Genomic DNA, 14,462 nt, shown 5'->3' with positions numbered 1-14,462 from the left:
TTATTTGCATAGCTCAATACAGTTTTTTTATTTAAGGCCCATTGAGGAGCAATGGCAATTTTTTTTGGAGGATCTCCTGTAAAACGGTGAATTACGGCTTTTTCTGGCATTTTTTCAAAAGCAAGTTTTAATATTTCAAAATAATTTTCCATTTCCATGCATTCAAATTTTCCTTCAGCAAACATTTTTTCAAGAACAGTGTTTTTTACAACATAAAGATTTGTAATTTTTATTCCAAAAAAGTTTTCTTCCGTAAAATTATCCAGCACAAAATCTACGCTTTTAAGCATATCCGATTTTTTTTCTCCAGGAAGCCCGAAAATCAAGTGGGTTACGATATGAGCGCCTGGAATTTCTTTTTTTAGCAGAGACACAGCATTTTTGTAATCATCATTTGTGTAGCAACGGTTTATAAATTTTCCAGTCTGTTCGCAAGAAGTCTGAAGGCCAAGTTCAATTTGAACAAAAAATTTTTGTGAGATTTGCTTAAGCAGTTCAATAATTTGAAAAGAAAGACAATCAGGCCTGGTCGCAATCGCAATTCCGCAGACATTTTTGAATGAAAGAGCTTCCAGATAAAGTTCTTTTAATTTTTCAAAATTTCCATAAGTTGAAGTAAATGACTGAAAATACGGCAAAAAAAGCGCTTTGTTTTTTCCGCTTCGCCCGCGGGCTTTTTTTTCGACAAGGCAAACACCTTCTTCAAACTGACTTTTTAGAAAAACTGAAGTTCCGATGAAATCGCCGCTTCCGCTTTGACTGCAAAAAATGCAGCCGCCAGTTCCTTTTGTGCCGTCGCGGTTTGGACAGGTGCAATGGGCATCGAGGGCAATTTTATAAACTTTGCAGCCGAATTTATTTTTGTAAAAATCAGAAAGAAAAAGCATGTCTTATTTTAATGTATAATTTGAAAGAATGAGAAGAAAAAAAAACACGAATGCCTAAAAAACTGCCTAGCCCCGATCGCACGAAAAGACCGGACGAGCGAAAGCGAAGGAGGACTTGAAGAAAGAGCGGGTTAAAAGAAAAAACAAAAGGCAAATATTATTTTCTTTTCTTAGCAAAAAAAATGCGCTCCAAAATAAAAAATTAAAAGAATTGACGACTTTTTTTTTATTTTGTGCTAAAATCTCAACTTGCAATTTACGGAGGTTTTATGTTCAGAGTTGCTATTGTTCATGACTGGCTTGTAAATTATGGCGGCGCTGAGCGCGTTGTTGAGGCTTTTTTGAAGATTTATCCTGACGCTGATATTTTTACGCTTGTTTACGATGAAAAAAAGATGGGGAAAATCTTTCCTAAAGAGAAAGTTCACGCTTCTTTTGTGCAGAAATTTCCTTTGGCGTCTAAACTTTATACAAAAATGCTGCCGCTTATGCCGAAAGCGTTTGAAAGTTTTGATTTTTCTTCGTACGATCTTGTTCTGTGCTCTTCTTCAAGCTGTGCAAAAGGCGTAATAACTCCTCCTTCTGTTCCGCACGTTGCCTATATCCACACTCCGATGCGGTATGCATGGGATCAGTTTTTTGAATATCAAAAGCGTTCTAAAAAAATTGTTGCGTTTTTCATGAACAAATTTATGCCTTCCATAAGGCTTTGGGATTTTGTTTCTTCGCAAAGAATTGATTCTCTGATTGCAAATTCAAAATATATTCAGCGCAGAATAAAAAAATATTGGAATCTCGGCAGCAAGGTGATTTATCCTCCTGTAGACACCGAAAGGCTTTGTCCAAATGGTCTTGAGCCTGAAGACTTTTATGTAGTTTTTAGCCGTTTTGTTCCGTACAAGAGAATTGATCTTGCAATTTCTGCCTGCGGCGAACTCGGACGCAAGCTAGTTGTAATTGGCGGCGGAAGCCAGGAAAAAGAGCTCAAGGCTCTTGCGGCAAAATACAAGGGCGCGGACATAAAATTTACCGGCCGAATCAGCGACAGAGAGGTTCAGAATTATCTTATGCGGTGCCGGGCGATGATTTTTGGCGCGGAAGAAGATTTTGGAATTATTCCTGTTGAAGTCCAGGCCTGCGGCAGACCGGTAATTGCTTTTGCAAAAGGCGGCTCGCTCGAAACTGTAATCGACGGAAAAACAGGAGTTTTTTTCAGGGAACAGAAAACAGAAAGCGTTATTCAAGCGATTGAAAGCTTTGAAACCCTTGAAAAGCAGAAATGTTTTAATTCGGCAGAGATTTCCTCTCATGCAAAAAGTTTTTCTACAGAACGTTTCTGTGCCCAAATTAAAGACGAAATTGAACAGACTTTAAAAAGCTTTAGTTTTTGTAAGGAAAATTAAGAATGTTAAGAATTGCGATTGACTGCCGCATGATTGGCTCAGGAGGAATCGGAACTTTTATTTCTGAGCTTATTCCATATTTTTTAGAAAAAAACGAATGTCTTTTAATCGGAACCCACGAACAGTGCATGCCTTTTGTGCGCATGCAAAATGTTGAATTTTGCTTCTGCGACATTCCGTGTTTTTCGCTCAAAGAAATCTATTCGTTTCCACAAGAAATCATCAAAAAAATAAACTCGTACCAGTGTTATTTTTCGCCGTATTGCAATGTTCCGTCAGGAATAACTGTGCCTGTGTTCACGACAATTCATGACATTGTATTTCTTGATGTTCCGGAACTTACTGGTTTTATTGGAAGGCTTGCTAGAAAATTCTTTTACCAGCGCGCTGTCAATTTATCAAAAACTGTTTTTACGGTTTCGGAATTCTCAAAATCAAGAATTCTAGAAAAACTCAACTGCAAAAAGCCTGTCTCTGTTGTCTACAACTCTTTTCCATCGTATTTGGCGAATAAAGACGAGTCTCTGCCTCAAAAAACAAATTCGATTCTTTTTGTCGGCAACATAAAAAAACACAAAGGCTTAAAGACCCTTCTGGACGCTTTTGAAAAAGCCTGCGGCAAAGGGCTAAAATCAAAACTCGTAATTGTCGGAAACAAGGACAACTTCCGCACTGGCGATGAAGAAACTGTTCAGAGGCTCGAAACTTTTTCGGAAGACAAAGTTCATTTTACAGGAAAAATTTCAAACGAAAAATTAAAAGAGCTTTATGAATCGTCATTGGCTTTGGTCCAGCCGTCTTTATACGAGGGGTTTGGAATTCCTCCTCTAGAAGCAATGGTTTGCGGAACACCTGCAATTATTTCTGACATTCCTGTCTTTAAGGAAATTTACAGCGATTTTCCTGTTATGTTCTTTAAAAGCGGCGACAGCCAGGAACTTTGCGAAAAGCTGCTCAAAATTGAAAAAAATCCTGCAAAAATTGAGCTCGGAGAACTTAAAGAAAAATATTCATACAAACGTTCGGCAACATTGATTATACAAAAGATAACGTCTGTTATTAAAACAAATTAACTAAATTTTAATACATTTGTAACTTAATAGACTAGTCTAAGTTATTTCTATATAATGAAGTTTACTATGACCGAAAAAGAATATCTTACCTATTTTAATCAAAAGTATTGGAGGACAAGTTCCTTTACATCAGGATTTGCTCTCGCCGTAATTGACTGCCTTATGGTTATGCTTTCCATAGGAACCTCATTCTTTATAATAAACTTTATCAACCATTCGTGGATAAACTTTCGGTCATTCATAACATACTGGATTTACCTTCTGCCGATGATTTCTGTTTTTTATGCGGCAGGGCTTTACCCGGGAATTTCGCTTCCTCCGGCAGACGAAGTTAAAAAATTTGCAATCTGCTCGTTTTTTGTTTTTACAGGAATTGCCCTTTCTATTACAGTTGAAGAGGCCGATGATAAATGGCCGATTGTGGTTGCATTTATTCTTGCAACACCTTTTGCCCTTGTTTTTCTTCCATGTGGACGCGAGCTTGCAAGACATCTTTTAAAAAATACAAAATGGTTTGGCGTTCCTGCTGTAATAATGCTTTGCGGTCAAAAAGACTATTTTATCGTAGACCGTCTTTTGAGCAGAAAGGATCTTGGTTATAAACCGGCAATAATTTTGGACAGCAAGGCTGCTGAAAATTCGCTTTATAAAGACATTCCAGTCTACAAGCCTTCAAGGGAACTTGACAGCGTAATAAGACAGACAGGAATAAAAGTTGCAATCATCATTGACTGGGAAGAAAATTTCGACCTTATAAATTCATATTTCCGTTATACAATAACAATTCCTGATGCACAGGCGCTCAACACTCTTTCGGCAAACGTCCGTGATTTTGGCGGAATCCTTGGTTTTTCTTCGACTCATAATCTCACAAAAAAACTGAGTATCTGCATAAAACGCCTTGTCGATCTTTTTTTACTTCTTCTCGCTTCTCCGTTGATTATTCCGATTATTCTGATTACGGCAATTTGCGTAAAAGTTTCAAGTCCTGGTCCTGTTTTTTATGGTCACAAAAGGGTCGGCAAAAACGGAAAAGAATTCAAATGCTGGAAATTCCGTTCGATGGTTGTAAATGCAGACCAAATGCTCGATGAAATATTAAAAGATCCTGTTATGGCGGCAGAATGGGAAAAAGACCGGAAATTTACAAATGATCCGCGCGTAACAAAAATCGGAAAATTCTTAAGAAAAACCAGTCTTGATGAGTTTCCTCAGTTTTTTAATGTGCTTACAGGAGAAATGAGTTTTATTGGACCGCGTCCAGTCACAACGCCCGAACTTGCTAAATACGGCGACAAAGCAGAGCTTATTTTAAGCGTTCAGCCGGGATTAAGCGGAATGTGGCAAATTTCCGGCCGTTCAGATACAGGATATGAAGAGAGAATTACTTTGGATTCTTATTATATTCAGAACTGGTCTGTATGGCTTGATATTTGGATTATAATAAAGACCATTTATATCGTTATAAAAGGAAAAGGTGCTTACTAAATGAAACGTTCGGCTTTACTCATTTTTGCTTCACTTTTAGCATTAGGTTCTTTGGCTGCTGAAGGATACAGAATCAATCAGGTGAATTATGATATTACAGGAATTACAAAGCCATACGCCCTTGAAAAAAACATTGAAATTGACAAAAAAAGAGTTTTTGAGAATTACGATGAGCTTCATTCATATATTGAAAATATAAAACAGCTTTTTGCGAACGAACGAAACATTGAATCCACGGTCATTTATGCAAAATATGATGCGGTTCCTGACGAAAATGAAGTTGTAAACGTTACACTCAATATTTCGACCCAGGATTCAAAGCATTTTTTAATGGTTCCCTATCCCAAATACAATTCAAACGACGGCCTTATATTAAAATTAAAAGCAAAAGACACCAATTTTCTCGGCACTCTCGAAACTTTGGATTTGGACTTTAATTTTTCATATGAACCAAAAGACACCGACACTGATACAGGCGATTATGACTCTATCTTTGGCATAAACTTAAAATACGATTATCCGTTTAAAATGTGGGTTCTCGATTCAAAATGGAAAAACAGCTTTAGCCTTGATTACACGCTCGGAAAATCAAAACCGGAATTTTCTTACACCACAGGATTCGTTTTTGAACTTCCTTTTAAAAATTTCTCTTTGCAACTTGACTTAACTCAGGGAATTGAACGAAATTTTGACTACACAGAATACGATGATGAACTGTATTTGACAGAAGGAGCAACTCTTTCACTCCCCTATAAAATTGCAAAAATTGACAACTTTGGAGATGTAAATTGGGGGCCGTACGTTTCTTATGACTGCTATTGGGATAAAAATGGCATAAACAAAGAAAACGAAGATCTTTCAAGCCCTACTCTAAAAATCGGACACTCGGTTTCGACAGGCCGCGTAAACTGGCATGAAAATTTTCGCGATGGAGTTGATCTTTCCTTTGATCAGTATATTGGCTACAACTTCCAAAAAAAAGAATATATTGCGACTCTATCTGGAACGGTTTCGCTTTACAAATCTTTTAACAATCGGATCGGAATCAATTCAAGATTCTACGGTTTTTATAACTACAATCAAAATACTCAGATTGGCTCTTACCTCCGTGGAATCCGCGATGACCAGCGCTATAAATCTGACGACTGGGAAGCCAAAGGCTTTTCTGGAGAGCCGCAAAAAGCTCTCAGCACTCAGGCAGCAATTGTCGGAAACATAGACATTCCAATCCGCATTTTAACGACAGACTGGAATGAATTTAACAAATTCTGTTTTGGTGAAAATTCATGGCTTACAAACCATTTAACATGGATGCGTTATTTTGATTTTGAAATGCACATTTCGCCGTTTTTTGACTTTGCATTTGCAGACAATCTGATTACAGGAAAGACATTTGCAATAAAAGACGGATGGTATGGCGCTGGTCTTGAAGTTCTCGTATATCCTGCAAAATGGAGAAGTCTTGTTGTACGGGCAAGCGCAGGAATTGACGTTGGAAGAAAAATCATAAAGAAAGCCGTGTCAAAACTTATTGACGACTCTTGGCGCAAAAATGTTTCTGCAGTTGAAATTTCAATTGGAATCGGACTTTTCTATTAAAAAACTAATCACTTAACTGCCCGGCAGAAAGCGAGCGGTAATATGAATCTGGAATCGAATTTGCCATCACAGAATACAGGGTTTGTGCAAAAATAATATTTCCATTGGCACCTGCCCTTTTTGCAAGCTGATAAAAAATACTCCAGACATTATTCTTCTGAGCCCAAATAAGTATTTCTTCGTATTTTTTACATTCCTCAAAAAAGTTTTCAAGCGATGTGTATTTAAACTGGGAATTTCTCTGTTCTATTGCAGTCAAAATGTGAGCAAAGGACTCGACCGCCGCCAATGAAGAACATTCAAGCGCTTTTTTTGATTCTTTTCGGGTTTCGTACAAGTCTCCCAATTCAGATAAGGCCATAAGTGAATATTTTGAATCCGCCCGGTAAAGAAGAAAAATTCTGTCCACATTTTCATTTTTATCGTCAGAAATCGCTTTTGTAATTGATTTTTTCAGCAATTCATTCTTAAAAAATTCATCGTTGTTCAAAATTAAGAGAAGCGTTTTTTCAAATTTTTCAAGATCGCCGTTTATTTTTGCAATAAAACCAATCGAATACAAAATTTCATACTGCATGTCAGAAATATCAAGATAGTCTTTCTCACTGTAGGCGCGCTCAAAAAAAGAAAGCGACTGCGCATATTCACCTTCGACCTGATATATTTTTCCAGTCAAATAATCTGCCTCAGGATAAACATTTCTTTCTTTTAACCAGTCAAGCATATTATGAATGCTGTCTTTATAGTAAGAGTTTCCGTAAAGTTTCAGATACTTTTCAATTATATCGGCCGCTTCTTTCTGTTCGCGTTCTTTTAAAACCTTCAGGACGGCAGAAAATTCATCTCCCGCCTTTCTTACCTGGGCTGGGGAAATCGCCTTGTCCAAAACATTAAACTCGTTTTCAGTCTCATTCTTTCGGCTAACAGAAGCTTCTCTTGCAAATTTTAAGGCATCTCCGTAATTTCCAGAATCAAAGCAAACCTGAGCCTGCTCTAAAATTCTCCAGGATTTTTCAGAATAACTTACGCAAAAAATTGATGCACAAAAACTGAAGAGAAAACAAAAAGATAACAAACATTTTTTTGTCATAAAATATCCTTTTTTCATGCAGATTTCACAAATGCACTAAAATTCATTTAAAAGTTTTTCAAAAACTTCATCGGCTTTTTCAATATCTACAGTTTTGACAATCACGCCTTTTTTAAAAAGAATCGCTTTTCCACCAGCCCCAGCGATTCCAATGTCTGCGTGTTTTCCTTCGCCTGGTCCATTTACAACACAACCCATAACTGCAACCGTAATATCTTTTTTCATTGAAAGAAGTTTATTTTGCCATCGCTGCATAAAACCATGCACATCAAAACCAAGACGGCCGCAGCGAGGACAGCTTACAAGTTTTATTCCGCCCTGTCTTTTTCCACATTCGCGCAAAATCTCAAGCCCGGTAACTACTTCATTTTCCGGAGATGATGACAAGCTTACGCGGATTGTATTCCCAATTCCCTCATTTAAAAGATGGCTGAATGCGAGTGTCGACTTTACAACACCTGTAATAAGAGGGCCAGCTTCTGTAACTCCAACATGCAAAGGAATCTCAAAGCGGCGGGCAAAATCCTCATTTGCATCGATTGTTTCCTGAACAGAACTTGCCTTCATGCTCACAACAAATTGATTAAAATTCAATTCATCAAAAACAGCGGATTCTCTTGCGGCAGTTTCGCTCAAAGCAAGCGCGCGGCTTATTTTTCCGCGGTTAACCTGTTCCGCTAAATCATGCGGCAAAGAACCTGTATTTACACCAATTCTGATTGCAGTTCCTGTATCCTGGCAGGCATTTACAACAGCTTCCACACGATCTCTAGCACCGATATTGCCAGGATTTATTCGGATAGCACCGACAGGACCTTCAAGACACTTTAATGCAAGTTTATAATCAAAATGAATATCCGCAACAAGCGGCATAGTCGAAGCTCGGCAAATCTGAATAAAACTTTCTGCGCTTTCCATGTCAGGAACTGCAAAACGAATAATATCGCAGCCTAAAAGCTTTAAGCTGTTTATCTGCTGTACAATTTTTTCAATTTTCTTTGGATTATCTTTTATATCTGTAATCCCTTCTTTCCACATTGTTTGAATTGTTACCGGAGAATCGCCACCGATTATAATGCGCTCTGTATTTCCATTGCCGCCAATATGAACTTCTCTAGTTTTCTTAAACTCGGCTGTCTTAAAATCTTGTTTCATAGTTAAAATTATAATGTTAAGCTGCAAAAAATGCAATTTAAGCAGAATTCCTGTAAAATGCACTATTTACAGGAATTCAGAGTCGGCAAAAAAAGGCGGCCAAAAATGAAGGCATTTAACTTCAAATCTGACCGCCTTTTACGAAAGACTATTTATTTTAGCCGAGCGCAACCATTGAGAATACCATTGCAAACAAAGCAACAGTTTCACAAAGGCCTACAACCATGATGTACTGGGAGAAGCCTTTTCCTGTTTCGCCAAGAGCGTCTGAGCCAGAAGCTCCTGCTTTTCCCTGAGCAATAGCAGAGGCGCACATTGCAATACCTGACATAAGTCCAACACCAAATTTAAATCCAGGAGCTGCGCTTGAGCCCATCATTGTCTGCATAAGAAGGAAGCCGTAGATTGTCTGAGTCAACGGAGCGCCTGCGAATACAGTGAGAATGAACGGAGCCGGCTTGTTAGCCATGTAACAGCGTTTCCAAGAACCGATTGCAGCTTGTCCAGAAATCATGATGCCAATTGCCGAACCAAGAGCAGCAATACCCATTACAATCGCACAACCAAACTGTCCTAAAAATTCCATAATATTTCTCCTTTAATAAAGTTTATGACAATTTCTTATTTCATCCAGCAGCTACACAACTGCTGGATTTTTTATTTTTATTCACTGAAAGGTCTGTATTTAAAACCTGTCCAGCTCATTCCCAAGTGTGTTGAGAATTCAAGCGTATTAAGACGTACGCCGTGAACGATAACCGAAAGAACATTCAGAATCATATTCAGACCATGTCCTACGGTAAGAATTAAAATCGCACAGATGAACATTGCAAGATGGCCGAGCATTGGACCTGCCATCTCATTTACCGTTGCACTTATTGCTCCACCTGCCAGAGCCACAGCCCAAAGACGGATGTAAGAAACAATATCAGAGAATACGTTTACAACGCCCAAAAGCACAGAAACAATGTTCTTGCAGCTTTCAAGAATGCTCTTTCCTATGCTTCCTTCATAGTTTGAGAATACAAAACTCAGGACAAAACCAAATGCAATTGCTCCAAGCGCAATATATGCAACTGGAATTTTGTCGAAAAGCCAGTAACTTTCAGGAGTAATTCCAAGAGGAAATCTTATTCCATCAACTACCATGCTCAAAACTACATAGTACATGCCGCAAAGCTGGAGAAGCGAACCCAAATCTCCCAAGAATTTTGGCGAACGTATATTTTTTGCAATGCCTTTCAAATGCGCAATAGCCAGCTGAATCAAAGCAAGCGTAAAACAGAAAATCTGAAGGTTTTCTTTTACCCAGGCTGAATAAGTTATTTCAGTTACTGCGCCAGAAGCACTGTGAAGAACCATCTTAACGCCTTCTTTTGCAGATGTAACGTTTGACAAGGCCGGAACAGAAAGCATTTTTATGCAATCCGGCAGCTGCTCTGGTTTAAGCCCGAACCAAGTGCAAGTTACGGCTCCCCAAACCATTGTTGCCAATCCTAAAAGAGAAAGCAGGAAAGCCATTGGCGAAGGTGCCTGTTTTTTCTTAAATGAAGGAACCATAGCAAAAATTCCGCCAGCAAGCAAAATTCCGCCGTATCCGCCGTCTCCAAAAATCATGCCGAAGAAAATCGTAAAGAACAAAAGAAACCAGTTTGAAATGTCAAATTCATTGTAGCCTGGAACAGTTCCAAGAAAGTCCGTAACAGGATAAATAAGGCTTACAAACTTATTGTTCTTTAATTTTGTAGGAACGGTGTCGTCTGCGGCAGGATCATCTGCGGCAAATGCCCACTTGCTCTCAACAGCTGTTTTTTCTACTTTTTCTAGTTCTTCTGCAGGAACATAACCAGTAAGCCAGGCAAGCCTAACTTCTTCTGGTTTCTGTTCATTTTTTTCTTCAACACCCATACCGCTGTAAAGATTTTCAAATTCAATATCTTTACAGAAGTTTTCGCCAGCTTTTTTAAGCGATGGAATATATTTCACAGAATCTGCAAGTTCTGAATCAATTTCAGTAATTCGCTTTTTATTCTGTTCAATAGTATCAGCCAATTGCACCGTTGATTTTTTTGGCAAAACAACACGATATGCTTCTGGAGGAAGATTTCCTGGACGTTCATTTTGTGCCAATTTGTGGTCAGAAATCACAAAAAAGCGCGAAATGTCTTTATCGTCGTTAACCAGCAAAGTATCGATGCTTTCGTCCATCGAATTATATTTAGACGATGGTATTTCATACATTGAAAGATAAACGCCTTTTTCTGCCAAGAAATCAAAATCTTCAGGAACAACATTGCCCCATTTTTTCAGGCGGTCAAGTTCAGTTTTGTCTGCCGCAATCGAAGAAAACAAATTTTTCTTTTCTTCCGTCAAACTGATGATTTTGTCTGCAAGAGCAAATGAGTCATCTTTTGAAAGCATTGACGTCTCTGGAATTTTCTTTGTCTTGATTTCAGACAAAAGAGAAACGGCAAGTTCAATTTTTGAGTTTTTATTCTTAAAAGATGAAAGTTCTTCGCTTTCTCCTTTTACTTCTTCAACATGAACCACTCCAAGACGGCGAAGAGTCTTTAAGGCCTGCCGCCTTTCTTTTTCTAAAACAACGATGCTTAATTTTTTCATTGGGACTATCATAAGCAAGCCCCCTCTTTTTCAGCCGCGGCAACAGCCGCACGGTTACGCTGGTCAATCTTTTTCTTAGAGATTTTTGAACGCACAACCGCGCTGACCTGCTGGTCGCCAAGATAAACTGAAATTTTTTTAATATTTGCTTTTGCTTCAGGAATTTTTACTTTTTCAAAAAGATTCACGCGCTGAGAAGTCGTACGCAGTTCTTTTGAGAGCAATCTTACCTGTTCATCAAGCACACTAGCTTCAAGATCCAAAGAAAGGGCTTTTTCCATTCTGTCAGCCGCAAGATCAATCCAAAGCGGAGTTTCATACAAATCGTAATCTCCGCGAGAAAAATCTGCGCCTTCGTAAATTGGAATTGTAACACCGGCAATGTTTCCAGTACCCTTTTTTATGTTCCGAACTGTAACCATGTCGCTTTTAAAAGCCTGTTCTTCGCCAAAAACACCTATCCAAATCTTGAATTCTTCTTCAAGGCGAATTCTAGCTTGACGAACTTCTTTTGCTTTTGCGTCGATAGTTCTAATCTCAGACTGAAGCTGCTGTTTTTTGAGCGTGAGCGTAGGAAGATAACGCTGATACATTTTCAGCGCGTCTTTTTGTGCTTTCTGCTCATTTTTAGTCAGCTTAATTTTTGCCATTAAATTTTATCTCCAAACAGGAATTATTTATTCGGCCAGAATTCTGCAATCAATTCAGATTTTATACCTGTTTCGTCTTTTTCAAAGCAGGCCGCAAGAATCTTCCATCCTAAATCAAGCGCATTTTCCAAAGAAATATTTACGGACAAGTCCATCATTTCTTTTTCAAAAAGCTCACCGTATTTCAAAAGTTTTTCATCCCATTTAGACATCATAAAGCCCATGGACTTTTTTTCGAGTGTGTCTTTGTAAGATGAATACAGACGAATCATGGCGTCCATCAAAGCGCGGTGATCTTTTCTTGTTTTTCCGTTTACATTCTGCTTTAAGCGTGAAAGCGAACCAAACGGCTCGATACGACCGCCCTTAAGATAGTACTGGCCTTCTGTAATATAACCTGTGTTATCTGGAACAGGATGAGTTACATCATCACCAGGCATTGTTGTTACTGCAAGAATTGTAATGGAACCGCTTCCCTTAAAGTCAACGGCCTTTTCATAGCGCGCGGCAAGCTGAGAATACAAATCTCCAGGATAACCACGGTTTGAAGGAACTTGTTCCTGAGTAATCGCAATTTCCTTCATAGAATCTGCATAAGAAGTCATATCTGTAAGAAGAACGAGAACGTCCTTATTCTGTAAAGCGAATTGCTCTGCAACTGCAAGAGACATATCAGGAATTTTGATACATTCTACAGTCGGGTCAGCGGCAGTGTGAATAAACATTACAGTCTTGCTCAATGCGCCGCCTTCCTCAAGAGTTTTCTTGAAATAAAGGAAGTCATCGTATTTAAGTCCCATTCCGCCAAGAACGATTACATCAGCCTCAGCCTGCATTGCAATACGCGCAAGAAGCTGGTTGTAAGGCTCGCCCGAAATAGAGAAAATAGGAAGTTTCTGAGAAACGACAAGAGTATTGAACATATCAATCATAGGAATGTTTGTTCTCATCATTCTTTCTGCAAGAATACGTTTTGAAGGGTTTACTGAAGGACCTCCAATTTCTGTCATATTCTCAGTAAGAGCAGGGCCCTTGTCACGAGGAGCTCCAGAACCGTTGAAAATTCTTCCCAAAAGATCATCTCCGAAAGAAACACGCATATCGTGTCCTAAAAAGCGAATCTGATCACCTGTGGAAACACCGCGTCCGCCGGCAAAGACCTGCAAAGAAACTGTATCGCCATCAATTTTGTTTACTTCTGCAAGAGATTTTCCAAAACGAGTTGTAATTTCTGCAAGTTCGTTATATTTTACGCCTTCTGCCTTTACTGTAATTACGGAACCAGTGATTGATTCAATTTTGCTGTATATTTTATTCATTTTTCACCGTCCTTCTTAAGCCTTAAGCAATGATTCAGCCTGAGCTGTAAGTTTGCCGTTTTTTGATGAATAAAGTTCGTCAATTTCTGACTCAACTTTTTTGAAAGCATCGCTGTGCTCTTCAGTGTAGTTCCAGTCAAGGAATTTCTGACGCAACTGGTTAAAATAAGTTCTTGCTTCATCTTTATCTGCAAGGTCAAAAGAAGAACCGAGAATTTTAATGATTTTATCAAGATCGTACTTCTGACGCTCAACAGTTGCATTTGCATCTACTGCATCAAAAGAATTCTGCTGGAAGTAAACGGCATCAAGCATTTCTTCTTTTAGATAAACAAGATAGTCGTCAAGGGAAGTTCCTTCTTCACCAACTACCTTCATCATAGAAGCAACATCAACGCCTTTTTTCATAATATCAAAGCAGAAGCTTACCTTGCTTGAATCGATTACTCCTTTGTATTTTGACCATGACTGAATCGGGTCAATCGCAGGATATTTTCGGGCATCTGAACGAGCACGTGAAAGTCCGTGGAAAGCACCGACAACCTTCAAAGTTGCCTGTGTTACAGGCTCCTCAAAGTTACCGCCAGCAGGAGAAACCGTGCCGCCGATTGTTACAGAACCTACAGAACCGTCTGGTAAACGAACCTGTCCAGCACGCTCGTAAAAAGCCGCAATATAAGATTCCATGTAAGCCGGGAATGCTTCTTCTCCCGGAATTTCTTCAAGACGACCAGACATTTCACGCAGAGCCTGTGCCCAGCGGGAAGTCGAATCAGCAAGAAGAAGAACATTCAAGCCCATCTGTCTGTAATATTCAGCCAAAGTTACAGAAGTATAAACAGAAGCCTCGCGCGAAGCTACTGGCATTGAAGAAGTATTGCAGATGATGATTGTTCTTTCCATCAAGGATTTTCCGGTTTTCGGGTCTTTGAGCTCAGGAAATTCAGTAAGAGTCTCGACAACTTCACCGGCACGTTCACCGCAGGCAGCGATGATTACAATGTCAACGTCTGCATATTTTGAAGTTGTGTGCTGAAGAACCGTTTTTCCAGCGCCGAAAGGTCCTGGAATACAGTAAGTGCCGCCTTTTGCAACAGGAAAGAATGTGTCGATAAGGCGAACCTTAGTAACCATTGTTTCTGTCGGCGCAAGACGTTCTTCGTAACAGTTAACTGC

The 14,462-nt window shown here is 39.0% G+C and carries 12 protein-coding genes; 4 read left to right on the top strand and 8 right to left on the bottom strand.

Going from position 1 to position 14,462, the window contains the following annotated elements:
• The coding region (gene mnmL, locus B2X33_RS01710) for a tRNA modification radical SAM protein MnmL/YtqA (RefSeq protein WP_296667141.1) at window positions 1-887 on the bottom strand (887 nt) is incomplete at its 3' end.
• A gap of 269 nt (window positions 888-1,156) precedes the next feature.
• Between mnmL and B2X33_RS01705 the strand changes: the two genes are divergently transcribed.
• From B2X33_RS01705 to B2X33_RS01690, 4 genes are all read left to right on the top strand, one after another.
• Entirely contained in the window at window positions 1,157-2,290 is a 1,134-nt protein-coding gene (locus tag B2X33_RS01705) for a glycosyltransferase (RefSeq protein WP_296667138.1), read from the top strand.
• 2 nt (window positions 2,291-2,292) lie between these two features.
• Complete coding sequence (locus B2X33_RS01700; RefSeq protein WP_296667135.1) at window positions 2,293-3,363, top strand: glycosyltransferase family 4 protein; 1,071 nt, start codon at window positions 2,293-2,295, stop codon at window positions 3,361-3,363.
• A gap of 66 nt (window positions 3,364-3,429) precedes the next feature.
• Window positions 3,430-4,851, top strand: coding sequence for an undecaprenyl-phosphate galactose phosphotransferase WbaP (wbaP, locus tag B2X33_RS01695; protein WP_296667133.1), 1,422 nt, complete (start codon window positions 3,430-3,432; stop codon window positions 4,849-4,851).
• Window positions 4,852-6,450 carry a hypothetical protein gene (locus tag B2X33_RS01690; protein ID WP_296667130.1) on the top strand — a complete coding sequence of 533 codons (1,599 nt, stop codon included), beginning with the start codon at window positions 4,852-4,854 and terminating at the stop codon, window positions 6,448-6,450. It abuts the gene before it with no gap.
• Between the two features lie 4 nt (window positions 6,451-6,454).
• Here B2X33_RS01690 and B2X33_RS01685 read toward each other — a convergent pair whose 3' ends face one another.
• From B2X33_RS01685 to B2X33_RS01655, 7 genes are all read right to left on the bottom strand, one after another.
• Entirely contained in the window at window positions 6,455-7,540 is a 1,086-nt protein-coding gene (locus B2X33_RS01685; protein ID WP_296667128.1) for a hypothetical protein, read from the bottom strand.
• Window positions 7,541-7,576: 36 nt separating this feature from the next.
• Window positions 7,577-8,695, bottom strand: a complete 1,119-nt coding sequence (ispG, locus tag B2X33_RS01680; RefSeq protein ID WP_296667125.1) for a flavodoxin-dependent (E)-4-hydroxy-3-methylbut-2-enyl-diphosphate synthase — start codon at window positions 8,693-8,695, stop codon at window positions 7,577-7,579.
• A gap of 157 nt (window positions 8,696-8,852) precedes the next feature.
• Window positions 8,853-9,281 carry an ATP synthase subunit C-like protein gene (locus B2X33_RS01675; RefSeq protein ID WP_296022547.1) on the bottom strand — a complete coding sequence of 143 codons (429 nt, stop codon included), beginning with the start codon at window positions 9,279-9,281 and terminating at the stop codon, window positions 8,853-8,855.
• Between the two features lie 77 nt (window positions 9,282-9,358).
• A complete protein-coding gene (locus B2X33_RS01670; protein WP_296667123.1) occupies window positions 9,359-11,317 on the bottom strand; it encodes a V-type ATP synthase subunit I in 1,959 nt (652 codons plus the stop codon).
• An 8-nt stretch (window positions 11,318-11,325) separates the two neighbouring features.
• Window positions 11,326-11,967 carry a V-type ATP synthase subunit D gene (locus B2X33_RS01665; protein WP_296022545.1) on the bottom strand — a complete coding sequence of 214 codons (642 nt, stop codon included), beginning with the start codon at window positions 11,965-11,967 and terminating at the stop codon, window positions 11,326-11,328.
• Between the two features lie 23 nt (window positions 11,968-11,990).
• Window positions 11,991-13,286 (bottom strand): V-type ATP synthase subunit B, encoded by a 1,296-nt coding sequence (locus B2X33_RS01660; RefSeq protein ID WP_296022544.1) that lies wholly within the window; start codon window positions 13,284-13,286, stop codon window positions 11,991-11,993.
• A 15-nt stretch (window positions 13,287-13,301) separates the two neighbouring features.
• On the bottom strand, window positions 13,302-14,462 hold a 1,161-nt coding region (locus B2X33_RS01655), incomplete at its 5' end, for a V-type ATP synthase subunit A (protein ID WP_296667120.1).

Origin of the sequence: Treponema sp. UBA785 (assembly GCF_002297065.1) — a bacterium.
In the GTDB taxonomy this organism is placed as follows: Bacteria; Spirochaetota; Spirochaetia; order Treponematales; family Treponemataceae; genus Treponema_D.
Note: the sequence above shows the minus strand (reverse complement) of the source record. Positions and strands in the feature narration are given on the sequence as shown.

Excerpts from the sequence above, each read along its gene's own strand:
- wbaP (WP_296667133.1), top strand. The coding sequence starts at position 3,430 with ATGACCGAAAAAGAATATCTTACCTATTTTAATCAAAAGTATTGGAGG.
- B2X33_RS01705 (WP_296667138.1), top strand. The coding sequence starts at position 1,157 with ATGTTCAGAGTTGCTATTGTTCATGACTGGCTTGTAAATTATGGCGGC.
- ispG (WP_296667125.1), bottom strand. The coding sequence starts at position 8,695 with ATGAAACAAGATTTTAAGACAGCCGAGTTTAAGAAAACTAGAGAAGTT.
- B2X33_RS01690 (WP_296667130.1), top strand. The coding sequence starts at position 4,852 with ATGAAACGTTCGGCTTTACTCATTTTTGCTTCACTTTTAGCATTAGGT.
- B2X33_RS01700 (WP_296667135.1), top strand. The coding sequence starts at position 2,293 with ATGTTAAGAATTGCGATTGACTGCCGCATGATTGGCTCAGGAGGAATC.
- B2X33_RS01670 (WP_296667123.1), bottom strand. The coding sequence starts at position 11,317 with ATGAAAAAATTAAGCATCGTTGTTTTAGAAAAAGAAAGGCGGCAGGCC.
- B2X33_RS01660 (WP_296022544.1), bottom strand. The coding sequence starts at position 13,286 with ATGAATAAAATATACAGCAAAATTGAATCAATCACTGGTTCCGTAATT.
- B2X33_RS01665 (WP_296022545.1), bottom strand. The coding sequence starts at position 11,967 with ATGGCAAAAATTAAGCTGACTAAAAATGAGCAGAAAGCACAAAAAGAC.
- B2X33_RS01685 (WP_296667128.1), bottom strand. The coding sequence starts at position 7,540 with ATGACAAAAAAATGTTTGTTATCTTTTTGTTTTCTCTTCAGTTTTTGT.
- B2X33_RS01675 (WP_296022547.1), bottom strand. The coding sequence starts at position 9,281 with ATGGAATTTTTAGGACAGTTTGGTTGTGCGATTGTAATGGGTATTGCT.